Source organism: Bradyrhizobium sp. Ai1a-2 (assembly GCF_000426245.1).
Lineage (GTDB): Bacteria > Pseudomonadota > Alphaproteobacteria > Rhizobiales > Xanthobacteraceae > Bradyrhizobium.
This window is the reverse complement of sequence record NZ_AUEZ01000032.1, coordinates 33,914-56,366: the sequence shown is the minus strand read 5'-3', so window position 1 is coordinate 56,366 and position 22,453 is coordinate 33,914. Positions and strand designations below refer to the sequence as shown.

19 protein-coding genes and 1 pseudogene are annotated in these 22,453 nt (G+C 64.0%); 7 read left to right on the top strand and 13 right to left on the bottom strand.

All coding sequences use genetic code 11. The annotated features are described in order from the left end of the window. Positions 1-79 precede the first annotated feature (79 nt). The 6 genes and pseudogenes from K288_RS0120720 to K288_RS54815 form a co-directional block, all read right to left on the bottom strand. Positions 80-1,048 (bottom strand): small ribosomal subunit Rsm22 family protein, encoded by a 969-nt coding sequence (locus tag K288_RS0120720; protein ID WP_027581283.1) that lies wholly within the window; start codon positions 1,046-1,048, stop codon positions 80-82. A gap of 128 nt (positions 1,049-1,176) precedes the next feature. Continuing rightward, a complete protein-coding gene (gene smc / locus K288_RS0120715) occupies positions 1,177-4,638 on the bottom strand; it encodes a chromosome segregation protein SMC (protein WP_027581282.1) in 3,462 nt (1,153 codons plus the stop codon). Positions 4,639-4,843: 205 nt separating this feature from the next. Then, entirely contained in the window at positions 4,844-5,500 is a 657-nt protein-coding gene (locus tag K288_RS0120710) for a DsbA family protein (protein ID WP_027581281.1), read from the bottom strand. 120 nt (positions 5,501-5,620) lie between these two features. Further along, a complete protein-coding gene (locus tag K288_RS0120705; protein ID WP_027581280.1) occupies positions 5,621-6,100 on the bottom strand; it encodes a DciA family protein in 480 nt (159 codons plus the stop codon). Between the two features lie 31 nt (positions 6,101-6,131). Further along, positions 6,132-6,452: a HigA family addiction module antitoxin gene (locus K288_RS0120700; protein ID WP_027581279.1), complete on the bottom strand. Its 321-nt coding sequence runs from the start codon at positions 6,450-6,452 to the stop codon at positions 6,132-6,134. Then, positions 6,424-6,525, bottom strand: a pseudogene (locus K288_RS54815) (type II toxin-antitoxin system RelE/ParE family toxin); the annotation flags it as partial. The gene K288_RS0120700 and the pseudogene K288_RS54815, both read right to left, overlap by 29 nt. 3 nt (positions 6,526-6,528) lie before the next feature. On the opposite strand from K288_RS54815, the gene mutY reads away from it, so the two are divergent. From mutY to K288_RS0120685, 3 genes are all read left to right on the top strand, one after another. Then, positions 6,529-7,659 carry an A/G-specific adenine glycosylase gene (mutY, locus tag K288_RS0120695; protein ID WP_244443191.1) on the top strand — a complete coding sequence of 377 codons (1,131 nt, stop codon included), beginning with the start codon at positions 6,529-6,531 and terminating at the stop codon, positions 7,657-7,659. Positions 7,660-7,720: 61 nt separating this feature from the next. Beyond that, positions 7,721-8,140 carry a PaaI family thioesterase gene (locus K288_RS0120690; RefSeq protein WP_027581277.1) on the top strand — a complete coding sequence of 140 codons (420 nt, stop codon included), beginning with the start codon at positions 7,721-7,723 and terminating at the stop codon, positions 8,138-8,140. Positions 8,141-8,217: 77 nt separating this feature from the next. After that, a complete protein-coding gene (locus K288_RS0120685; RefSeq protein WP_027581276.1) occupies positions 8,218-8,835 on the top strand; it encodes a glutathione S-transferase N-terminal domain-containing protein in 618 nt (205 codons plus the stop codon). Positions 8,836-8,946: 111 nt separating this feature from the next. Here K288_RS0120685 and K288_RS0120680 read toward each other — a convergent pair whose 3' ends face one another. After that, a complete protein-coding gene (locus tag K288_RS0120680) occupies positions 8,947-9,861 on the bottom strand; it encodes a LysR family transcriptional regulator (RefSeq protein ID WP_027581275.1) in 915 nt (304 codons plus the stop codon). A 94-nt stretch (positions 9,862-9,955) separates the two neighbouring features. Here K288_RS0120680 and K288_RS0120675 point away from each other — a divergent pair, with 94 nt between their 5' ends. Continuing rightward, complete coding sequence (locus K288_RS0120675) at positions 9,956-10,399, top strand: nuclear transport factor 2 family protein (protein ID WP_027581274.1); 444 nt, start codon at positions 9,956-9,958, stop codon at positions 10,397-10,399. Between the two features lie 8 nt (positions 10,400-10,407). Here K288_RS0120675 and K288_RS0120670 read toward each other — a convergent pair whose 3' ends face one another. Next, positions 10,408-11,223 carry a tetratricopeptide repeat protein gene (locus tag K288_RS0120670; RefSeq protein WP_244443190.1) on the bottom strand — a complete coding sequence of 272 codons (816 nt, stop codon included), beginning with the start codon at positions 11,221-11,223 and terminating at the stop codon, positions 10,408-10,410. A 115-nt stretch (positions 11,224-11,338) separates the two neighbouring features. Then, positions 11,339-11,998, bottom strand: a complete 660-nt coding sequence (locus K288_RS0120665) for a FecR domain-containing protein (protein ID WP_027581272.1) — start codon at positions 11,996-11,998, stop codon at positions 11,339-11,341. A 457-nt stretch (positions 11,999-12,455) separates the two neighbouring features. Between K288_RS0120665 and K288_RS46095 the strand changes: the two genes are divergently transcribed. Then, positions 12,456-16,775 (top strand): VCBS domain-containing protein, encoded by a 4,320-nt coding sequence (locus K288_RS46095; protein WP_064737339.1) that lies wholly within the window; start codon positions 12,456-12,458, stop codon positions 16,773-16,775. 66 nt (positions 16,776-16,841) lie between these two features. Here K288_RS46095 and K288_RS0120655 read toward each other — a convergent pair whose 3' ends face one another. From K288_RS0120655 to K288_RS0120645, 3 genes are all read right to left on the bottom strand, one after another. Beyond that, entirely contained in the window at positions 16,842-17,528 is a 687-nt protein-coding gene (locus K288_RS0120655) for a glutathione S-transferase N-terminal domain-containing protein (protein ID WP_027581271.1), read from the bottom strand. Positions 17,529-17,671: 143 nt separating this feature from the next. Beyond that, positions 17,672-17,998, bottom strand: coding sequence for a hypothetical protein (locus tag K288_RS0120650; protein WP_027581270.1), 327 nt, complete (start codon positions 17,996-17,998; stop codon positions 17,672-17,674). 149 nt (positions 17,999-18,147) lie between these two features. Beyond that, positions 18,148-19,281 carry a site-specific DNA-methyltransferase gene (locus tag K288_RS0120645; protein ID WP_027581269.1) on the bottom strand — a complete coding sequence of 378 codons (1,134 nt, stop codon included), beginning with the start codon at positions 19,279-19,281 and terminating at the stop codon, positions 18,148-18,150. Between the two features lie 373 nt (positions 19,282-19,654). On the opposite strand from K288_RS0120645, the gene K288_RS0120630 reads away from it, so the two are divergent. Both K288_RS0120630 and moaB read left to right on the top strand, forming a co-directional pair. Beyond that, the gene (locus K288_RS0120630) at positions 19,655-20,590 is read left to right on the top strand and encodes a neutral zinc metallopeptidase (protein ID WP_027581268.1); all 936 of its coding nucleotides are present in this window, start codon (positions 19,655-19,657) and stop codon (positions 20,588-20,590) included. A gap of 181 nt (positions 20,591-20,771) precedes the next feature. After that, entirely contained in the window at positions 20,772-21,335 is a 564-nt protein-coding gene (gene moaB, locus K288_RS0120625; RefSeq protein WP_027581267.1) for a molybdenum cofactor biosynthesis protein B, read from the top strand. A gap of 157 nt (positions 21,336-21,492) precedes the next feature. On the opposite strand, the gene K288_RS0120620 is transcribed toward moaB, so the two are convergent. Beyond that, positions 21,493-22,416, bottom strand: coding sequence for a helix-turn-helix domain-containing GNAT family N-acetyltransferase (locus tag K288_RS0120620; protein ID WP_027581266.1), 924 nt, complete (start codon positions 22,414-22,416; stop codon positions 21,493-21,495). Between the last annotated feature and the right edge of the window lie 37 nt (positions 22,417-22,453).

Sequence of the window (22,453 nt, the reverse complement as noted above, 5' to 3'; positions counted from 1 at the left end):
GAGCCTAGACGAAAATGGCGGCGCGCGTCAGCCTGCCCGGCGGCAGGCATGCGTTGGTCGGACCGGGCAGGGAATTAGTTCAAGCGCCTGTCACAGCATCGCCCCATCGCCAACGCCGGGCGCGGGCGTAGTCGGCCTTGGCGCGACGGGGGATCTTTGCGATCGAAAGGCCTTCCGGGGTACAGAGCTTTGCGGTCACGTCCGCCTTGCCGACCACCGGCTGGGCCAGCACACGGGAGGGGCGGTTCGGCGCCGGAGTTCGCGTCAGCGCGACATAGGCAAACCGTTCGTCCTCGAACGGCACTTCCGCACCCTTCACCTGCATGTGCGCGCGCGAGCGTGAGAGCCGCTGGCTGAAATGGCACCAGTCCGGCGCCTCAAGTGGACATTCTTCGTCATGCGGGCAGGGCGCCACAACATGTGCGCCGGCCGCGATCAGTTGCGCCCGCAGCGCGATGATTCGCGCATAGCCCGCGGGCGTGCCGGGTTCGACGATCACAAGCACCTCGCCCGTCTTCTCCCACATCAGCCCGGCGAGCGCGGTTCGCTCGGCCTCGTCGATCTCGCCGACCATGTAGCTCGCGACGACGAGGTCCGCCGGCTCGGCATCGGCGAGCAGCTTCCGCGCCGGCCCAAGCTCATAGCGCGCGTCGCGCAGCCGCGTGCCGGCGAGCTCAAGCGCCAGCGCGCGCAACGTGGCGTTGGCGTCAAGCAGGACGAACCGTTGCAGCGACGGGAAGGTTTGCGCCGCCGCCCAACTCGCGGTGCCCGGTCCGGCGCCGATATCGAGCAGCGACGACGGCGCGAAATCCGGCCTGATCTCGACGAACGCATTGAGGCTTGCGACGATGGCGGCGTAGGTCGCGGGCATCCGCGCCAGCACATAGGCAAGCGCATCGGTTTCTGATTTGATCGTGCCCGAGCCGCCGCCGTCGCGATAGGTCCGCGAGATCGCGGCGGCGCGGCTTGCCGCCTCGTTGCGCGAGAACCCCTGCAGCTTCGCGTCGAGTGCCGCTTTGAGTTCGACGGGAAGGTCGGGCGAGATCATCTATTCTCTGTCATGCTCCGCGCAGGCGGGGCATCCAGTACGCCGAGGCGGATGCGAGTTTCACGAACAGCGCCGCTTACTGGATCATCCGCCTTCGCGGATGATGACGTCAATGGGCAGAGCGAAGCCTACGCCACGTGCTGATCCAGGATGTCGACTGCGCCTTCGAGGTCGACCGAGACCAGTTGTGAGACGCCGCGCTCGGCCATGGTGACGCCGAACAGCCGGTTCATCCGCGCCATGGTGATCGGATTGTGGGTGATGGTGATGAAGCGCGTTTCGGTCGAAGCCGTCATCTCGTGCAACAGGTTGCAGAAGCGCTCCACGTTGTGATCGTCCAGCGGCGCGTCGACCTCGTCCAGCACGCAGATCGGCGAGGGATTGGTCAGGAACACCGCGAAGATCAGCGCCAGCGCGGTCAGCGCCTGCTCGCCGCCCGAGAGCAGCGACAGCGATTGCGGTTTCTTGCCCGGCGGTTTCGCGATGATCTCGAGGCCGGCCTCGAGCGGATCGTCGTTCTCGATCAAATGCAGCGCGGCCTCGCCGCCGCCGAACAGCTCGACGAACAAGCGCTTGAAGTGGTTGTTGACAGTCTCGAAGGAGGTGAGAAGCCGCTCGCGCGCCTCGCGGTTGAGGCTCTGGATACCTTGGCGCAGGCGCTTGATCGCCTCCACCAGGTCGTCGCGCTCGGTGGTGAGCGCAGTGTGCTGGGTCTCCACCTCGCGCAGCTCTTCCTCGGCGCGCAGATTGACAGCGCCGAGGCGCTCGCGATCGCGGCGCATTTTTTCGAGCTCTTCCTCGATCTGGCCGACCGGCGGCAGTTCGGCACCCGGCTCGATCTCGGCAAGGCCGGCCACGGCCTGCGGTTCGACCTCGAGCATGTCATGGATTTCGCGCTCGATGTCGGCAAGCCGACGTCGCGTTCCTTCCATCCGCTCCTCGGCACGCGCCGTCGCTTCGCGAGCGCTGGAGAGTGCTTCCAGTGAAGCCTTGGCGGCGCGGTCGGTCTCCGCCATCGCGGATTCGGCAGCGGCGAGCGCGTCGGCGGCGGCGCGGCGATCATTCTCGGCGTACTCGATCTCGCTGATCAGCGCGCTGCGTTTCTCCGCAAACACCTCCGGCGCATTGGCGAGTTCCTCACGCTCGGCGGTGACCTCGGTGATGCGGGCCTCGATCGTTCCGATCTGGGAGGCTCCGCTTGCCTTGCGGTTCTGCCACTCGTTGCGCTCGGCGAGGATCGCCTGCACGCGGCGGTCGGCCAGCTCGGCTTCGCGGGCGAGCGCCTGCGCTTCGGCGCGCACCTGGGCGGCCACGCGGCGCTGGTTCTCGATCTCGGCGCGCACGGCGGCGAGCTGGGTTTCAGCCTCGACGCTCGGCGGCAATTCGGCGAGCGCCGCATCGGCGTTCTCGTGCGCGGCCTCGGCTTCGGCACGGTCGGCGGCAAGGCGATTCTGCGCTTCCGTCAGCGCCGACTTGCGTGCGGCGTGGCGGTTGATCTCGCGCTCGGCTGCGGCATGACGCTCGCGCGCGGCATCGGTTTCGCGGCGCGCGGCACGTCCCGCCTCGCGCGCGGCGGTCTCGGCGGCAGAGGCGGCGCGCAATTCGGCTTCCGCATTTTCCAGCGCCTGCCGTTTTGCGATCACCTCAGCGCGCGCCTGCTCGAGCTCATGCTCGATGTCGACGAGGCGGGCACGCTCGGCCAGGCGCCGCGCCGCGCCGGTCGGGGCGTGGGCGGCGGTGACAAAGCCGTCCCAACGCCAGACATCGCCCTCGAGCGACACCAGCCGCTGGCCGGTCTTCAATTGCGAGACCAGCTCCGCGCCGCGCTCCTTAGCAACGACGCCGATCTGGGCGAGGCGGCGCGCCAATTCCGACGGCGCCTGCACATGGTTGGCGAGGCAATCGACGCCTTCGGGCAGCGCCGGATCCTCGCCGGCCGGGACGTTGGTCCAGCGCATCGGTGCCGAGGGATCGACGGGTGCATCGAGATCGTCGCCGAGCGCGGCGCCTATCGCCTTCTCATAGCCCTTGGCGACCGTGATGCCGTCGATGATCGGCGGCCATAGATTCTTGGTCTCGCCATTGACGATCTTGGAGATGGTGCGCGCCTCGGTCTCCAGCCGTTGCACGCGCTTTTCCGCTTCCGTCAGCGGACTGCGGGAGGCTTCCAGCGTCTGCCGGGCCACGACGTGACCGGTTTCGCTCGCCTGCACGGTGGCTTCGGCTTCGGCCAGCGTCTGCTGCGCGGTCTCGACCGCGGCCGCGAGCAGATCGATGTCGCCCAGTGCGCCGGTCTCCTGCGCGAGCCGCTCGTCCTCGGCCTGGACGTTGGCGATCTCCTGGTCGAGCCGGGCGAGCCGGTCGCGATGGGTGCGCACGCCTGCTTCGAGCTGGTTGCGCTTGGCGGCGAGGTCGGCGAGCTCTGTGGTCAGCTCGGTGAACCGGCGTTCGGTTTCGGCGAGCACGGCTTCCGCTTCCGCGACGCGCTCGTCGACGCCGGAACGCTGCTCGACCCGCGACTTGATCTCTTCCTTCAGCTCGGCGTCCTCGGTGTCGAGCCGCTGTAGCGCGACATCGGCGTCAGCCGTTTGCTGCTGCTCGCGCGCGATGTCGGCGACGAATTGTGCCAGCCGCCGGTCGAGCTCGGAAACGCGCTCCTTGGCACGCTGCTCCTCGCGGTCGAGCATCTCGCGCGCATTGTTGAGCCGCTGCAGGCCTGCCGCGGCGCGAGCTTCCGCCTCGCGCAGCGCCGGCAGTTCGGCGGCGCGGATCGCCTGGATGCGGGCGGATTCCGCCTGCTCGCGGGTGCGCTCGGCTGCCTCGCGAACGGCGAGATCATGCGTCTGGGCGGCGTCGTTGACGTCTGCATGAGCCTCGATCCAGCGCAGATGGAACAGCATCGCCTCGGACTTGCGGACCTTCGATGCGACCTCGCGGTAGCGAATCGCCTGCCGCGCCTGCTTCTTCAGGCCGTCCATCTGGCCGGAGAGCTGGCCAATCACGTCCTCGACGCGGGTGAGGTTGGTTTCGGCCGCCTTCAGCCGCAGTTCCGCTTCATGGCGGCGCGCATGCAGGCCGGCGACGCCGGCAGCATCTTCCAGCACGCGGCGGCGCTGTTCCGGCTTGGCCTGGATGATCTCGCCGATCTTGCCCTGGTGCACCAGCGCCGGCGACCGCGCGCCGGTCGCGGCATCGGCGAACAGGAGCTGCACGTCGCGCGCACGCACGTCGCGGCCGTTGATGCGATAGACGGAACCCGCCTCGCGCTCGATGCGGCGGGAGATTTCCAGGAGCTGGCTGTCATTGACCGCAGCCGGCGCGGTGCGATCGGAATTGTCGATCGTCATCACGACTTCGGCGTGGTTGCGCGCGGGGCGATTGCCGGAACCGGCGAAGATCACCGCGTCCATGTCGGCGGCGCGCAGCGACTTGTGCGAGGTTTCGCCCATCGCCCAGCGCAGCGCTTCCACCAGATTGGACTTGCCGCAGCCGTTCGGCCCGACCACGCCGGTGAGGCCGGGCTCGATCATGAAGTCGGTGGGTTCAACGAACGACTTGAAACCGTGGAGGCGTAGGCGCGTGAGCTTCATGAACACAAATCTCTGTTGGCCGGGCGCGAATCTCCCTGCCGTGACAATACCATGGATGGCAATGTCGGTATCTAGGCGGTCCGCTCGCTGCGGCTCTCGTGGCCGTGACAATGGCGAGGCCGGGGCGCACCGGCAACCGCCGCCTCAGGCTTTTCCCAAGGCTTTTGCTCGGTTTAGCGCGCGCCAACGAATAGCTGTGGACGAATCAGCTTTTCAACAACGAATTGATGCGCTTGCTGAATTCGTCGAACGAGGTTTCGCCCTTCAGCATCTCACCGTTGATGAAGAAGGTCGGCGTCGAATTCACCTTCAACACGTCATTGGCGTATTTCTGGTCGGCGGCGATCTTGTCGAGCAGCGCCTGGTCCTTCAGGCATTCCTCCACCTGCTGCTGGCTGAGGCCGGCCTGCTTGCCGATTCGCGTCAGCGTCTCCGTGGTGTTCTTCATCACCCAGTCGTTCTGCTGGCGGAACAACAGGTCGATGACCGCGAAATATTTCGGCGCGTCGTCCTTGGCGATGCAGCGCGCCAGCATCGACCCGGCGGCGGCCTTGATGTCGAGCGGGAATTCGCGGAACACGTAGCGGATCTTGCCGGTGTCGATGTATTCCGACTTGATCTTCGGGAACACCGTCTCGTTGAAGTTCGCACAGTGCGGGCAGGTCATGGAGGCGTACTCGGTGATGGTCACCGGGGCGTTCTGCGGGCCGAGCGCCATGTCAGGCAGCGATTGCGGCTTGGCGACATCGGCGGCGGTCTGCGCCATCGCCTCCGAAATCAGGCGCAGCGGCGAGAGACCGATCAGGGCGGCAAGACCAGTCAGTGACAGAGCGGCGGTGAAGGCGCGGCGCGTGATGATCAAGATCGGCTCCCGAATTGGCGCATGCACGCCCAAAAAGAGGTCTAAAAAAGCGAGCTTTCGCTAGCTTGAAATGGTGATTGTGGCAATGCTGCGCTCCAAGGCCCGCCGCGCAAAAAAGTCTCAATTTCGCTTGATCGCGGCCCCCAATCGCGCGAGCGCGGCGCGCAGCGCCTCGTCCTCCACGGCGGACAGGGTTTTTTCGACCGCCGCCACCGCTCTGGCGTCCGGCGGCCGCGGCCGTGCCGCGCGTTCCCGCCGCGATAACGGAGCCTGCCGCAACGCCAGCCGGCCGACCGCGTGCCAGCCGAAGAAGCGGTTGACCCGCTCCAGGATGCGGTCGGAGGAATGCTGAATCTCCAGCGCCATCGGCCCCTCGACCCGGAGCACCAGCGTTGCCGGCTCCTGCGGCTGCCCCTCCACCGGCCGCGGCCATTGCATCCTGATCGGCTCCGAATACCGCGCGATTTCGGGGCCAGCGATCTCCGCCCACCGCGTCACCAGTTCGCGCGCGGCGAATCCCTGCTTGGCATAGGCGTCCGAGAAGACGTCGTTGAGCAGGATAGAAAGCGGCTTTGCGCTGATCGGGCCGGGCTTTGACATGGGGCTTTATAACATCGGTGTCACGCTGCCGTCATGCCGCACGCGGACGGATCGCCTTCAGGTCGCGGTCGATCTCCCGTCGCCGCTGCATCAGGTCGTAATCCATCTGCAGGCCGAGGAAAAATCCTTCGGACAAGCCGAAATAGCGGGCAAGCCGAAGGTCGGTGTCGGCGGTAACATCGCGCTTTCCAAGCACGATCTCGTTGATCCGTCGGGGCGCGACATGGACGGCACGCGCAAGGGCGTTCTGGCTAAGGCCCATGGGTCTAAGGAATTCCTCCAGCAGGATCTCGCCCGGATGCGGGTTATGAAGCAGGCTGCTCTTAGCTGTGGTAGTCGACGATTTCGACATGCGCAGGTCCTCCTTCATCCCAGACGAAACATATCCGCAATTGATCGTTGATCCGAATATTGTGTCTCCCTTGAACTTGATCAGGAAAAGAAAGTCGGACGACGTCGCTCAGGATGGCGCCGTGCGGCCCACGCTGCTGCTTGCCTGGTATGACCGGCATCGCCGCCGGCTGCCGTGGCGGGCGCCTGCCGGCGAGCGGGCCGATCCGTACCGGGTGTGGCTGTCGGAGATCATGCTGCAGCAGACGACCGTCAAGGCCGTCGGGCCCTACTTCGAGAAGTTCGTATCGCGATGGCCCGATGTCGCGGCGCTGGCGCGCGCCTCGCTGGACGACGTGCTGCGGATGTGGGCCGGGCTCGGCTACTATTCCCGCGCTCGCAACCTGCACGCTTGTGCGGTTGCGGTGCTGCGCGACCATGGCGGCATCTTTCCTGATAGCGAGGAGGGGCTTCGCACGCTGCCGGGGATCGGGCCGTATACGGCCGCCGCGATCGCAGCGATCGCCTTCGACCGCCGCACCATGCCGGTCGATGGCAATATCGAGCGTGTGGTGTCGCGGCTGTTCGCAGTCGAGGAGGCGTTGCCGCAGGCCAAGCCGCTGATCCAGCAGTTGGCGAGCACCTTGCTCGGCCCCGCTCGCGCCGGCGACGAGACGTCTCGCGCGGGCGACGAGAAGTCTCGCGCCGGCGATAGCGCGCAGGCGCTGATGGATCTGGGCGCCTCGATCTGCACGCCGAAGAAGCCGGCCTGCGCGCTGTGCCCACTCAACGACGACTGTGCGGCGCGCGCCCGTGGCGATCAGGAGAGTTTTCCGCGCAAGGCGCCGAAGAAGAGTGGTGCACTGCGCTCGGGCGCGGCCTTTGTCGTCACCCGCGGCGATGAGCTCCTGGTCCGCACCCGGCCTGAGAAGGGCCTGCTCGGCGGCATGACGGAGGTGCCGACCTCCGAATGGCTGGCCGGGCAGGACGATGCGGCCGCGCTTGAACAGGCGCCGTCGCTGAAGGGCGTTGCGCGCTGGCACCGCAAGGCGGGCGTCGTCACCCACGTCTTCACGCATTTTCCGCTCGAGCTTGCGGTCTATACCGCGACCGTTCCACCGCGCACGCGTGCGCCAGAGGGGATGCGCTGGGTGCCGGTCGCCACCCTTGCGGATGAAGCGTTCCCGAACGTGATGCGCAAGGTGGTCGCGCATGGGCTCGGCATGTGAGAGTGCTGACAGCACGTTGGCAGTAGCCTTGCGTTAGGCAGGAGCCTCAACGGAGGCTCCCATGATCGCGACCGCGCTTGACCGTCTCGTTACGCCGCCCTGCGCCAAGCTGCTCGGCTGGCACCTGCTCGACGCGCGCCCGGATGAAGGCTGGATCCGGATCGGCTTCGAGGGCAAGCCGGAGTTCTGCAACCCGGCCGGCTTCATCCAGGGCGGCATGCTGTCGGCGATGCTCGACGACACCATGGGCCCGGCGGTGTTCGTCATGACCGACGGCAAGCTCTACACCGCCACGATCGCGATATCGGTGAATTTCCTGGCGCCCGCAAAGCCTGGACCGATCATCGGCGAGGCCAGGGTCACCCAGCTCGGCAAGACCGTCGCCTTCGTCGAGGGCAGGCTGATGGCGGAAGACGGCGCCTTGCTTGCGACGGCATCGACGAGCGCACGCCTGGTGGAGACGGCAAAGGCCGTTCGCTGAGCGCGTCAATCAGCGCGGGGATGGACGGGGCAACAGGGCGCCGCTAACGTCCCGTCCCTCTGAATGAGGGATGGAACATGCTCAAGCTTTATTATGCCCCCGCCACCTGCGCGCTCGCCTCGCACATCGCGCTCGAAGAGGCCGGCGCGGCCTATACGATCGAACGGGTCGACTTCAAGGCCAACCAGCAGAACAGCGCCGAATATCTCAAGGTCAACCCGAAGGGACGGGTGCCGGCGCTGATCACCGATCATGGCGTCCTCACCGAGACGCCCGCAGTGCTCGCCTTCATCGCACAAAGCTTTCCGAAGGCGAAGCTCGCGCCGCTCGATGACGTCTTTGCGTTCGCGCAAGCGCAGGCGTTCAACAGCTATCTCTGCTCCACGTTGCACGTCGCGCATGCCCACAAGATGCGCGGCTATCGGTGGGCTACGGAGGAATCCTCCTTTGCCGACATGAAGCGCATGATCCCGAAAACGGTCGGCGCCAGCTTTGCGCTGGTCGAGCGCGACATGCTGAAAGGCCCGTGGGTGATGGGCGAGGCCTTCTCGATCTGCGACATCTATCTCTTTACGATGGCACAGTGGCTGGAGGGCGACGGCGTCGATCTCGCCACGCTGCCCAAGGTGGTCGATCACCGCAACCGCGTGGCCGCGCGTCCCGCGGTGAAGAAGGTGCTCGAAGCGGAGGCGTGAGCGGTTTGCGGCAACGGCGAGGCTTATGCCGTAGGATGGGTAGAGCGCAGCGAAACCCATCGCGATCGAGCAAGCCGTGCGAATGATGGGTTTCGCTTCGCTCTACCCATCCTACATTTTTCGCTTGTCCAACTCTCGTCCGGTCTCCAGCATCAATTGGCGGAGCCAGATCGAGCCGGGGTCCATTTGGGCGCGGGTGGGATAGAACATGTACTGCTCGTCGATCCCGGGATCGAGCGGCGGCGTCACGGTCAGCAGGGACAATTGCCTGGCGAGCGCCGCGATCAGGCGGCGCGGCACGAAGGCGACGAGGTCGGTGCGGGCTGTGACATGCAGCGCCTCGATGTAGCCAGGCACGACGAGGGCGATGCGGCGCTCGATGCCCTTGGCGCGCAGCCAGCTATCGATCAGATCCTCGTTCTGGCCGCGGATCACGACGGCGACATGTCTTGCCGCGAGGAATGTTTCGCGCCTCTTCAACCTCGCGCCCACGGGATGGCCGCGGCGCACCGCGAGCGCGTCGCTGTCGATATAGAGGCGCTGGCGGTGAAAGCCCTTGAAGGCGTCGCCGATCGAGATCACGAGATCGATGGTGCGCGCGAATTCGGCGGTGAAGATCGCGGGCCCCCGCCACGGCACCACGTCGATCGTTACATGCGGCGCGATCTGTGTGATCTTCTCCATCAACGGCGGCATCAAGAGCTCGACCGCGAGATCCGGCATCATCAGCCGGAAATGCCGGTCGCTGCTGATAGCATCGAACGCGTCGGGAACGAACAGCGCGCGCACCTGGTCGAGCGCCTGCGCCAGCGGCGTGCGCAACGCCTGCGCCCGCGGCGTCAATTCCATGCGCGCGCCGCTCCGCACCAGGAGCGGATCGCCGATCAGATCGCGCAGGCGCTGCAGCGCGTGGCTTGTGGCCGGCTGCGACAAATGAAGCCGCATCGCGGCGCGGCTGACGCTGGCGTCGCGCAGCAGCGCGTCGAGCGCAATTAGGAGATTGAGGTCAAGCGAATTCAAATTCATCAGGTGAATAGATATCATATCGGATATCGATTTGAAGAATGATCTCTGCCGCGGCACAAGGAGGCGTACTCAGCAACCCACTGGAGACGTCGCCATGAGCGCAGCCGACAACAAGAAACTGATGCAGCAGATCTTTGCCGCCGCCGGAAATCCTGATCCCGCGGCTCGCGACCGCGCGCTGTTCGCCGCGAGCCTCGCCGAGGATGCAACATGGACGGTGACCGGACAGTATTCCTGGTCGCGCACGTTCACTGGCAAGCAATCGATCCTCAACGACCTGCACGGCCACGTTCGTTCGCTATTGCAGGAACGGGCGCGTACCGTCGCCCATCGCTTCATCGCCGACGGCGACCATGTCGTCATTGAAGCCAAGGGCGACAATGTCACCAGGGACGGCGTTCGCTACGACAATGACTATTGCCTGGTGTTCCGGCTCGAGGACGGCAAGATCAAGGAGATCAGGGAATATTGCGACTCGGTGCTGACCGAGAAGGCGCTGGGGCAGTTTCCCGCGCCGCAGGCCCGCGCGGCGGGTTGAGCTGGTACCTACTGCACCCCATAGCGCGTGAAGTCGTTGCCGATCTTGACCTGGATCGTCTTTGCCAAGGCAATATCGGCGCCGCTGCCCGCTTTGTCACCCGTCCTCAGCCTGGCAAGCCCGCGTCCATAGAGTGCGCTTGCCAGCTTCGGGTCGAGCTGCAGCGCAGAGCTGTAGTCGTCGATAGCCGCATCGAATTTGCCCATTTTGAGATAGATCAGCCCGCGCGAGTCATACGTTGCGGCGTTGTTCGAGGCCAATTGAAGCGCCTTGTTGCAGTCCCCCAGTGCCGCCTCCAGCGCGCCGAGGATCGCCTGCGTCCAACAGCGTCCGCTCCACACCGCTTCCAGATTGGGCTCAAGACGAATTGCCTCGTCATAGTCCCGCGCCGCGCGATCGTACTCGTGCTTTTTCAGATAGGCTCTGGCGCGGTTTGCGAAGGCGCTGCCGTAGCTGGGGTTGAGCTGGATTGCGCCATCGAGAGCCTTGATGGCGAGGTCGTATTCACCTTTCTTCAGGTAAGCCACGCCGCGATTATTGAACGCCTTGACGTAAGTTGGATTGAGGTTGATCGATTGATCGAAATCCTGGATGGCGCGGTCGTAGTCTCCCTTTGCCGCATAGGCGTTGCCACGATTGTTATAGGCGATCGCCAAGGCCGCCGTCTTGCCGTGACCGGAAGCGATGAGCGCCGTGCAACCATTGACCCGTGCTTCAGGCGGCGCGTGATCCGTGCCGTTGCACAACGCAATATCGGTCAGATAGTTGCTCTTCTTTGCATCCTGCGCCGCCGCGGGTGAACCGAGCAACAGCAGGATCAGCATGCACGCCGCGCCGTCAATGATGCCTCTCCTTGTACCGGCGTCCATATCAGGCTTCCCGACTTTGGAAATTGCGGAATCTGCAGTCGTCGATTTTCCGCGGAACTAAAAAATCGGCCTAGCACCCCCGGCAGATATTCAAGTTGGACTTGCGATTGGCTTTCTGTTCGGATTGCTGCGCCGTCGATGGGCCGGACTTTTTCGTAACCTTGTTCTTGCCCTCTTCGATAAGGGTTGAAAACTTCACTGTCCCGTCGTCCGAAACTTCGACATGTGGAGTCGTGCCCCGAATACCCATCGTTGCGACTGGGGTATCGACCTTCATGTCGCCGGTCTTCGCGATATTGCCGGCAACAAACGTAAGTGTTCCGTTGGTCAGATTGAACAAGGTCGAGTTGGCCTTCCCATTCGGGTCGTACACGAATTCGTCCAATGCCATACGGGCGTTGCTCGACAGCTTGAACGAGCTGCCATCGGCGAAGTTGATCCCCACCCGGCCGTCGGCTCCGGTCTTCACCACATCGCCGAGGTAAACGATATCACCAACCTTCGTTTGGACGACTTGCCCGGAGACATTTGCCTGAATGACCATCGCACCCGCGTGCTCGATCGTTACCGAACCGGTTGTAGTTACAACCGTTCCGATGGGTTTTGCAGATGCGAGATCCTGAACGGCGGGCGCAGGCGGGGTGATCTGCGCGTGGGCTGCATCAACCAAAAGGCTGGTCAGCGCCAGAACCAAACTCGCCACCGACGCGATAATCGTATGCGTGCGCATGATCCCCTTCCCGAGAAGATCTTTTTTGCCGCGCGACAGTCGCTGACTTCAATGGTCAGCCGGGTCGCCATAATCATGCAAGTACGTACAATGTCAGGGCGGCCATGACTGGCCACCTCGTTTTAAATTTTTGTCATATTAATCCCGGATCTGGCCCAATGCCACCAAAACGTTGCGTCTTAAGGTGGGCCGCAATTGTAGTGCTCCAGAGAAGGAGACGTCGTGCTCCAGGAAAGAGCGATTTAAATCTGGCGCCGGGCAAGTTAATTCATGTATTGAATGCGTCCGATGTTACGGATATATTTGATTAAATTTGGATCAGGATGTTGCGGCGGGCTAGCCTAGGGTTGCCGACGCGTGGAATATTTTGACTTCATGGCGTAGGCAAAGCCAGAGCAAGAAAAAAAGTTCGGCACCACGCTCGGCCTGAAAGTACTGAGCAGGCGAGGTCGAAGCGATGTTCGTTGCGTCTTGCGTCGAGTCCGGCGGCGACCCCAAGGCCGTTGTCGCCCAGCTTCCCCGGATCATAGGCCATGTCCAGACCGCGATCGGTTGCTGCACGCTCAGCCGTGCAACCGGCATTGCCGTTCAACTCATAGCTGGCGATCCTGTTTATCAGGGAGACGTGATCGAGACGGCGGCCGACGCGCAGGTCGGAATTCGGTTCATCGACGGCACCGTGTTCAACCTGTCTCCCGGCAGCTGTCTGGTGTTGAACGAATTGATCTGCGACTCCAGCGGCACCTCGCATTCGGCCGTGTTTGGCGTGACCCGGGGGACCTTCGCTTTCGTTGCCGGACGGCTGGCAAAAACCGGTTGCCTCACCGTTGATACGCCAGTTGGAAGCATTCGGGGCCGCGCTCATGCCGGCGGGATCGGCACGCTGACGCTCGTGGCTTTGACCTTCGCGGCCATGAAAGAAGTCCAGGCCGCGGAGCCGGACGCCACATATTTCGATGACGACAGCATCGCATACAAGGATCTCGAGCACGGCGTGTTCGAGCTCGTGACCAAGGAGCCGATCCCGCGACACATCATTGTCGAGGATCCCGGAGAGACGACCATCCTGAGCAAGAGAGGGTCCTCGGTCAGCGTCAGCCAAACCGCGAATAGTGCGACTCGAATGGAAGAGTTGCATGCCGCCCAGCAGGACGTACTCGCCAACTTCGCGAAGGAACAGGGAGCGACCGGGTCGAGCACACCTCCCACGCTCAATGTGCTGCCGGTCCAGCGCATCGATTTTATTCAGACCGACACTCTCCCGATCCATAATTCGCTGCAGCCGCTACCCACGATGGTGGTTCCTGAACTGTTTGTCGTGCGTTCGGCGCCGGTGTTGACCGTCGCGACGGGACCGACGGAAATCGATACTTCGGTGTTTGACCACTTCGCTGCAACGAGCGGAGCTTTCGCTGCCAACAGTTCCAACGGCGCTGCACTGACCTTTGGCATCAGTGGAGGAGTCGCCGGCAGCACGGTGCTGGGAGGGGTGACATACAATGTATCGAGCGCCGGTTCCTATGGCAGGCTCTACCTCAACAGCGCGACGGGCGCCTACACCTTCGTTCCGGACAGCGCCGCGATCAATGCGCTGACCTCGCCGACGACTGAGACCTTCATTGTCACGGTGTCAGACGGCACACTCTCAACCAATCAGGTCTTCTCAATTGCCATCAATGGCGTCAACGACGCGGCCATCATTTCGGGCTCCACGGCTGGCGCAGTGATCGAGGCGGGCAGTGCCGGGCTCGGTATGCCTGCCGCGACCGGTACGCTCACTGACGTCGACGTCGACAATCCGCCGAATACCTTTACCGTGGTCGACTCGCCGAAGGCGAGCATCGGCGGCTACGGCACCTTCACGGTGACGGCGGCAGGCGTGTGGACCTACACGGTCAACGAGGCCAACAGCGCGGTGCAGGCGCTCAATGTCGGCGACCACCTGACCGACAAATTCACGGTGACCACCGTGGATGGCACCGCTCAGGTGGTGACGATCACCATCGACGGCACCAATGACGCCGCCATCATTTCCGGCGCGAAGGCCGGCACAGTGATCGAGGCGAGCAGTGGTGCGCCGGGGGCGCTGACCACGACCGGCAAGCTCACCGACAGCGACGTCGACAATGCGCCCGACACTTTCACGGCGGTCATGTCGCCGACGGCAAGTCATGCCGGATACGGCACTTTCACCATGACCGCGGCCGGTGTGTGGACCTATACGCTCAACGACTCCAACAGCGCGGTACAGGCGCTCAATGTCGGAGACCACCTGACCGACACCTTCACGGTGACCACTGCGGACGGCACCGCACAAATGGTGACGATCACCATCAACGGCACCAACGACGCGGCCGTCATTTCCGGCGCCACCGCCGGCTGCGTGATCGAGGCCGGGGGCGTCGCCGACGCCAGACCGGGCGTGCCGACCGCGACCGGCGAACTCGCCGCCACCGACGTCGACAATCCGCCCGATCTTTTCACGGCGGTCATTTCGCCAAAGCCGAGCAATGGCGGCTACGGCACCTTTACGATGACAGCGGCCGGCGTGTGGACCTACACGCTCGACAACACCAACGCCGCGGTGCAGGCGCTCAACGTCTGCGACCACCTGAGCGACACCTTCACGGTGACCAGCATCGACGGCACCGCACAAGTGGTGACGATCACCATCAACGGCACCAACGACGCGGCCGTCGTTTCGGGCGCGACGACCGGCACGGTGATCGAGGATGGCGGGGCTGGGCCCGGCACGCCAATCGCGACCGGCGCGCTTGCCGATACCGACGTTGACAATACGCCCAATACCTTCACGGCGGTCTGTTCGCCGACGAAGAGCGATGGCGGCTATGGCACCTTCACGATGACGGCGGCTGGCGTGTGGGCCTACACGCTCGACAACAACAACTGCACGGTGCAGGCGCTCGACGCCTGCGATAAGCTGACCGATACCTTCACGGTGACCACCATAGACGGCACCGCGCAGGTCGTGACGATCACCATCAAAGGCGCCAGCGACGCAGACCCCAACGATTTCGACTATCTGGCCACCGGATCAGTCGTCAGGTGCGATCCGCCGTATATCTATGGAACGCCCGGACACGACAACATCGCGGGAGGTGGCTATGGCGGCCAGATCGTCTATGCGGGCGCCGGCAATGACACCGTTAATGGCACCGGTTGCGCCGACACTCTCTACGGGGGCTCCGGCAACGATACGATCAAAGGCAATGACGGCGACGATACGATCTACGGGGGCTCAGGAAACGACACGATCAACGGCAACAACGGATGCGATACGATCGTCGGCGGATTCGGAGCGGACTCTCTCACAGGCGGCAATGGAAACGACTGCTTCGTCTACCTGTCGGTGGCCGATTCCCATGCGGCTCGGTTCGATACCATCTCGGATTTCAGATCGGGGTCCGACAAGATCAATCTGACGGCTCTCGGCGCACTTGCCTTGTTGGCGCTGACTTCGACCAGCACTTCCGTGCCGGCGCATACCATCGGCTGGCTCTACGACAGCGCGGCGAATGAAACCGTTGTGTATGTCAACCCCACGGATCAAGCCCTGAGCATCGGCGATTCCAGCCTGCTGGAGGTGCATCTGCAGGGGATTGCGACCATTCAGGCGTCGGATTTCGTTCCCACGCCTGCGCCGGAACCCATCATGGCGGCGGATAGTGCGGTCGATCTGCTGACCCCGGCCGCCACTATTGCCACCTCGGCCGACCTGGCGTCCGGCTCGAACCTTGCCGACGGCGCGCTCCCCGCCGGAGCGAGCGCGTCCGAGGCGCCAACCGATGTCGTCCGCAGCTTTAGCATCGATGGAAGTCAGATTGATTTGACCGACCACGCCGGGTCGATCAGCTTCGGCAAAGCTCACACCGGTTCGACCGAACACGCCAGTGTCGAGGCAAGAACGACTTCAGCGAGCGGGCCGCCGATCCACGGCGCATTCGTTCAGATTGCCGCGTCAGCGGAGAGCAGCTTCGTGTTCGATCAGGCGTCTGCGCACGACGGCACCACTGCCACGACGATCGGTCAGGGGGCCGCGATGCATGGCACGGGCAATCCTGCTGGCTTCGCTGTGCCGACCGTCGGCAGCGACAAAGCCGGGCCGGCACTGATCGAGCATGGCCTGATGGCCGACGGCGGCGGCTGGATCTGGCCACAGGGCAACGACCGGACGTTTGATCCTGCAACGAGTTCCATCGACGCGTTGAACGACAAGGACCATAAGGAGCTGCCGACAAACGCCGCCTCCATTCATGCCGCCGAGACTCATGACCATGCAAGCGATGGCGACGCAAACAGCGAGCCCCCGGGAGTTTCGGAAGCATCGGAGGAGAATGGGCCAGCGGTTGCGAGCGTGGATGCGAATTGGCATGCCCTCGCCAAGCACGGCGGCCATCCTTGCCCAGGCGAAGCAGGTAAGGACGACGCGGTGCCCAAGCACGGCGCAACCGATTTGGCGCCAGTCTCTGTTGCCGATGAGGTGTTTGGTGCAGGGCCGGGCGGTGCGCGGCTCGAACACTCGTTCCACTTCAAGGAGAAGAGCTCAGGTTCGGATGGCTTCGACCTCGGACATGTGGACCATGACCCAGCGTCGGGCAGTCATCGCGACGACGCTGCAGCAATCCACGGGCCGGAGGGAACGCAGGCAATCGAGGCATTGCTGCATGGACATCACGCGGCCGATCATTTCGGCCCAGTCTCCGAGCTTGCCGGGAGCATTGTGGCCACCCATGGGCAGCACGATCTGGTGATCTGACGGGATCAGCAGGTGGGCACTGCGCGCCGCGCGCCCGCCCACCTGACCAATCTCGCGCCGGAGGGGTTAAGCCACCTTGGCCTTGAGGTGGCCGAACATGAAGTTCTTCGCCGCCTCGTCCATCTCGGTCTTGAAGGTGAACTTGTCCTTCAAGGCGATCGCGCGTGCAGCCGCCGGCCGCGCCGAGATCTCGTCGACCAGGCGCTTGACGTTCGGGTACTTCGCATAGCCTTCCTCGCCGAGCACGAACGCCGCCAGCCGCGCCCAGCCCCAGAACGCCATGTCGACGATCGTATAGGTGTCGCCGACCATGTAGCGGCTCTTGGCGAGGTGGTCGTCAAGGATCTTGTAGTGACGATGCGCCTCATACTGGTAGCGGTTATGCGCGTATTCCAGTTCCTTTGGCGCCACCGTCTTGAAATGCACCGCCTGCCCGGAATAGGGGCCGAGGCCGGTGGCGATGAACATCAGCCAGGACAGCGTCGCGGCGCGGTTGGCCGGCGTGTTGGCGGGAAGGAATTTTCCGGTCTTCTCGGCGAGGTAGAGCAGGATGGCGTTGGAGTCGAACACGAACACGCCGTCATCGTCGATCGCCGGCACCTTGGCGTTTGGATTGACCTTCAGGAATTCCGGTTTGAACTGATCGCCCTTGCGGGTGTCGACGGGTACCAGTTCGTAAGGCAGGCCGGACTCTTCCAGGAAGAGCGCGACCTTGTTCGGGTTCGGTGCTCCGTTGAAGTAGAATTTGAGCATCTCAAAGGCTCCGTTGTTTTGTTGCCGACCAGATCGGGACGCGGGCCGCATGGGCCGCGGGCCGCACTCATGCGCCACATTCGGCGGGACGCGCAAGCGATGAATTTGTGAAGGCGGCTTCGCGGCTTTTGGCGGCCAGGCGATCAGCCGAAATAGATCAGGCTGACCACACTGGCGAGGATCAGGGCTACGCCGACCACATCGAGCAGCACGGCGAAACGCGTTGCGGTCTGCAGATCGGTGGCCTGGACGGCACGCTCTGTGCTCCGCCCATAGCCGTTCACGATGACTTCCTCATTGAAATGGCTGTGCGCTTCCATGGCGCTGGTCAGTCCGACGGACACCATGAGCACGCCGAGAATGCCGAGGCCAAAAAAGCCGAGCAGGCCAATCAGCAACATCGGAAACATGCCGATCAGGAAGATCGGCAACAGCGGCACGAACAGCAACGTCTCGTATTGCCTGCGCATCGGGCAATCCAATCGAAACAGCGACCGATCTGGGGATTCTAGGCCCTGTATTCGCGCCGAATCAAGGCGAGAGCGTTCAACACGGCGTCATCTCGGGCGCTGAGTCGCAGTGGGCAAAGCAGCATGCCCACGCTGCCGTTCGGCGAAAGTCAGCCCGCGGCCATCCCGGAGCGGATTTCGGCGCGCAGTTCGTCGATCAGCCTGAGGCCGTTCTTGGTCTCGACGTGCCAGAAGGTCCAGCCGTTGCAGGCGCCCGAGCCTTGCGCGACCGCACCGATGCGGTGGATCGAGCCGACCTTGTCCCCGAGCATGATGGCGCCGTCGGCACGCACGAGGGCGCCGACCCGCTTCTTGGCGTCGACCAGCTTGGCGCCCGGCATGATCATGCCGCGCTCGATCAGTTCGGAGAAGGCGACGCGCGGCGCCTCGCGCGCGGTCATGAACGGCGCGAGCGTTTCCTGCGGCAGCGGCTCGATGGCGGCGATGCGCGCTTCGGCGGCGGCGGCATAGGCCGCATCGCGCTCAATGCCGAGATAGCGGCGGCCGAGACGTTTTGCCACGGCGCCGGTGGTGCCGGTGCCGTTGAAGGGATCGAGCACGAGATCGCCGGGCTTCGACGAGGAGAGCAGCACGCGCGCGAGAAGCTGTTCAGGCTTCTGCGTCGGGTGCACCTTCTTGCCGTCCCTGCCCTTGAGGCGCTCTTCGCCGGTGCAGAGCGGGATCAGCCAGTCGGAACGCGCCTGCACGTCCTCGTTCGCAGCCTTCAGCGCTTCATAATTGAAGGTATAGCCCTTGGCCTTCTCATCACGCGCGGCCCAGATCATGGTCTCGTGCGCATTGGTGAAGCGGCGGCCGCGGAAATTCGGCATCGGGTTCGACTTGCGCCAGACGATATCGTTCAGGAGCCAGAAGCCGAGGTCCTGCATGATCGCGCCGACGCGGAAGATGTTGTGATAGGAGCCGATCACCCAGATCGTCGCCGACGGCTTCATGATGCGACGGGCGGCGAGCAGCCAGGCGCGGGTGAAGTCGTCATAGGCGGCAAAGGACGAAAACTTGTCCCACGCGTCGTTGACGGCATCGACATGCGATTCGTCGGGACGTTTGAGCTCGCCCTTGAGCTGCAGATTGTAGGGTGGGTCTGCGAACACGACGTCGACAGAACCGGCTGCAAGCTTCGACATCTCGGCGACGCAATCGCCTAGGACGATTCGACTCGAAGACGTAAACTCAAATTTAGTGCGGGGCGCCCTTGCAGACGCCCCGCGACGCGACTCAACCATGACTCAAGACTCTGACTCAGGCGACGCTGTCGGCGACGCGGGACTAAACAACCGACTGGCGACACCATGATCCGCCAAAGTAAAAATCGACTTAATCGAAAATGCCGCGTGACAGGTTCTGCGCATTTCGATTGCGCGTTTTCGGATTTGAAATCGCGCGCTGCTTCGCAGCATGCATCATGCGAATTGCGCCAGCGACGGAATCGAAAATCGAGAAGCTCACGCGATTCGTGCAGCTGTGGCCGCGTCAGCCATGCGCGGATGGCGCGGCATCGCACTAGGCAATAATTGCCGGGCAGGCTATTGATTAATGGAATGGAAATTTTACGTCTGTTCCGCGTTTACATAGGATAGGAATCAAGGGGAAACCGCCATGCGTTACGATGATTTTCGTCGCAGCGACGACGTCGAGGATCGTCGCGACGAGGGCGGATATGGTGGCGGCGGAGGCGGCGGCTTCGGCCTCCCCATGGGCGGCGGCGGGCTCGGCATCGGCACCATCATCGTGCTCGGGCTGCTCGGCTATGCCTTCGGCATCGACCCGCGCATCCTGATCGGCGGCGCCGAAATCCTGACCGGCGGCGGACAGGCGCCGACCTACCAGACCGACCGCCGCACGGCGTCGGGCAAGAGCGGCGCGCCGACCGACGAAATGGGCAGCATGATCTCCGGCATCCTGGGCGAGATCGACGATCGCTGGAGCGAGATCTTCCAGGCCAACGGGCAGACCTTCACCGGTCCGAAGATCGTCTTGTTCCGCAACGCCACCAATGGCGGCCGCTGCGGCATGGCGCAGTCGGCGATGGGGCCGTTCTACTGCCCGCCGGACAAGACCATCTATCTCGACACCGCCTTCTTCCGCGAGGTCGAGACACGTTTCCGCGGCTGCTCGGGCAGCGCCTGCAAGTTCACCGCGGCCTATATCATCGCCCATGAGGCGGGCCATCACGTGCAGAACCTGCTCGGCATCATCCCGCGCGTGACGCGGCTGCAGCAGGCCGCCGACAGCAAGGCTGAGGCCAATGCGCTGCAGGTGAAGGTCGAGTTGCAGGCCGATTGCCTCTCCGGCGTCTGGGTCAACCGCGAAGAGAAGAAGCGGCCGGGCTTCCTCGAGGCCGGCGACATCGACGCGGCGCTCCGGACCGCAACCGCGATCGGCGACGACACGCTGCAGCGTCAGGCGACGGGCAGGGTGGTGCCGGATTCCTTCACCCACGGCTCGGCGCAGCAGCGGAGGCAATGGTTCATGACCGGCTACCAGCAAGGCACGGTGTCGGCCTGCAACACCTTCGGCCAGGGCGCGCTGTAGGAATTGGCTTGATCGCGGCCGCGCGGCGGTTCACCTCTCCCGCTTGCGGGAGAGGTCGGCGCATAGCGCCGGGTGAGGGCTCTCTCCCTACGCTCGAACAGCGCGAATCGCGGCGACACCCCCACCCCGACCCTCCCCCGCAAGCGGGAGAGGGAGAACAGAGAGCGCAGCGAGTTACGTCATGGCTTCCACTGATGAATCAAAACCGTTCATTCCGCTCAACATCGCGGTGCTGACGATTTCCGACACAAGGACGCTCGCCGACGACAAGTCCGGAACGACATTGGCGGATCGCATCACCGCGGCCGGCCACAAGCTCGCGGCGCGCGAGATCGTCACCGACGACGTCGATGCGATCCGCGCCGTCGTGAAGCGCTGGATCGCGGACGAGGGCGTCGATGCGATCATCACCACCGGCGGCACCGGCTTCACCGGCCGCGATATCACGCCGGAAGCGATCGAGCCGCTGTTCGAGAAGCGGATGGACGGTTTCTCGATCGCCTTCCATATGCTGAGCCACGCCAAGATCGGCGCCTCGACGATCCAGAGCCGCGCCACCGCCGGCGTTGCCGGCGCGACTTACATCTTCTGCCTGCCCGGTTCGCCCGGCGCTTGCCGCGACGGCTGGGACGGGATCTTGGCTGCCCAGCTCGACTACCGCACGCGCCCCTGCAATTTCGTCGAGATCATGCCGCGGCTGGACGAGCACCTGCGCCGCCCGAAGGCGCAAGGCGCGACGGCCTAGTTTCACTCAGCGCTTATGGCGGATCGTCAGCAGCCGCGCCCACAAGGCGCGCACCATGCTTCGGTACGCCTCGGTGCGGAGCGCATGCGCCCGCCTAATATATGGAAGGCGAGAAGTTCCAGCGTGACGCGCCGCGATGGATCGCGGCGCACGAGCTTCACAGCGGCCGCTCCCAGGTCTCGCCGACAAGGTCCTGCCCGAAGCTGCGGTGCGGCTCGCTTTTCACCAGCACGAAACCTTCGTCCTGGTAGATTTTTCGCGCCGCGATCAGGATGCTCTGGGTCCAGAGCGTGATCTTGCGGTAGCCACAGGCCCTGGCGAAGGAGAGGCATTCCTCGACCAGCCGCTTGCCGAGCCCCTGGCCGCGGCCGGCGGGGTCGACCAGGAGCAGCCTGAGCTTGGCGATCTCGTCAGAATGCCTGACCAGGAACACCGAGCCGACCGGCGTTCCATCGAGATCGGCGATCCAGCAGCGTTCGCGCGAGCCGTCGAACGAGGTCAGGAATTTTGCGACGATCTCTGCGACCAGTGCCTCGTAGGATGAATCGAAACCGTATTCGCTGGCGTAGAGCGCGCTTTGGCTCTGCACCACCCAGCCCATGTCGCCTGGACGCGGATCGCGCAACACCGCGCGCGGGGTTGCGGCCCGGCCAAGCAGCCGCTCGATCGTGGCCATCGCGGCCGTCAATCGAGCGCGATCGTCCGGCAAAAGCCGCGTCAGCATCGCGGCAACCTCATCATGCGAGGAGCGATTGATTTTCGCGAAGGCTTGCCGCCCCTTCGCAGTGAGACCGAGCTGGTATTGCCGGCGGTCGGAGGCGAGGGGCGTTCGGGTGACAAACCCGTCCTCATCGAATTTCTGGAGGATGCGGCTGAGATAGCCGGCATCGAGCCCGAGCTCGGTCCCGATCTCCTTTGCCGATATCTCCTCGCGATGCGCAAGCTCGTAGAGCACGCGTGCCTCGCTGAGCGAGAACGGGCTTTTCAACAGATGCTGGTCGAGGACGCCGATCTTGCGGGTGTAGAAGCGGGTGAACGCCCGCACGGCGGCGACCTGGTTTGCGGAATTCGGCTCTGGCATGGTGGCACCCCAATAATTGCCATTGTCAAATAATTAT

Coding starts and splice junctions, on each gene's coding strand:
- K288_RS0120720 (WP_027581283.1), bottom strand. CDS start 1,048: ATGATCTCGCCCGACCTTCCCGTCGAACTCAAAGCGGCACTCGACGCG.
- smc (WP_027581282.1), bottom strand. CDS start 4,638: ATGAAGCTCACGCGCCTACGCCTCCACGGTTTCAAGTCGTTCGTTGAA.
- K288_RS0120705 (WP_027581280.1), bottom strand. CDS start 6,100: ATGTCAAAGCCCGGCCCGATCAGCGCAAAGCCGCTTTCTATCCTGCTC.
- K288_RS0120700 (WP_027581279.1), bottom strand. CDS start 6,452: ATGTCGAAATCGTCGACTACCACAGCTAAGAGCAGCCTGCTTCATAAC.
- K288_RS0120690 (WP_027581277.1), top strand. CDS start 7,721: ATGATCGCGACCGCGCTTGACCGTCTCGTTACGCCGCCCTGCGCCAAG.
- K288_RS0120685 (WP_027581276.1), top strand. CDS start 8,218: ATGCTCAAGCTTTATTATGCCCCCGCCACCTGCGCGCTCGCCTCGCAC.
- K288_RS0120680 (WP_027581275.1), bottom strand. CDS start 9,861: ATGAATTTGAATTCGCTTGACCTCAATCTCCTAATTGCGCTCGACGCG.
- K288_RS0120675 (WP_027581274.1), top strand. CDS start 9,956: ATGAGCGCAGCCGACAACAAGAAACTGATGCAGCAGATCTTTGCCGCC.
- K288_RS0120670 (WP_244443190.1), bottom strand. CDS start 11,223: ATGCTGATCCTGCTGTTGCTCGGTTCACCCGCGGCGGCGCAGGATGCA.
- K288_RS0120665 (WP_027581272.1), bottom strand. CDS start 11,998: ATGCGCACGCATACGATTATCGCGTCGGTGGCGAGTTTGGTTCTGGCG.
- K288_RS46095 (WP_064737339.1), top strand. CDS start 12,456: ATGTTCGTTGCGTCTTGCGTCGAGTCCGGCGGCGACCCCAAGGCCGTT.
- K288_RS0120655 (WP_027581271.1), bottom strand. CDS start 17,528: ATGCTCAAATTCTACTTCAACGGAGCACCGAACCCGAACAAGGTCGCG.
- K288_RS0120650 (WP_027581270.1), bottom strand. CDS start 17,998: ATGCGCAGGCAATACGAGACGTTGCTGTTCGTGCCGCTGTTGCCGATC.
- K288_RS0120645 (WP_027581269.1), bottom strand. CDS start 19,281: ATGGTTGAGTCGCGTCGCGGGGCGTCTGCAAGGGCGCCCCGCACTAAA.
- K288_RS0120630 (WP_027581268.1), top strand. CDS start 19,655: ATGCGTTACGATGATTTTCGTCGCAGCGACGACGTCGAGGATCGTCGC.
- moaB (WP_027581267.1), top strand. CDS start 20,772: ATGGCTTCCACTGATGAATCAAAACCGTTCATTCCGCTCAACATCGCG.
- K288_RS0120620 (WP_027581266.1), bottom strand. CDS start 22,416: ATGCCAGAGCCGAATTCCGCAAACCAGGTCGCCGCCGTGCGGGCGTTC.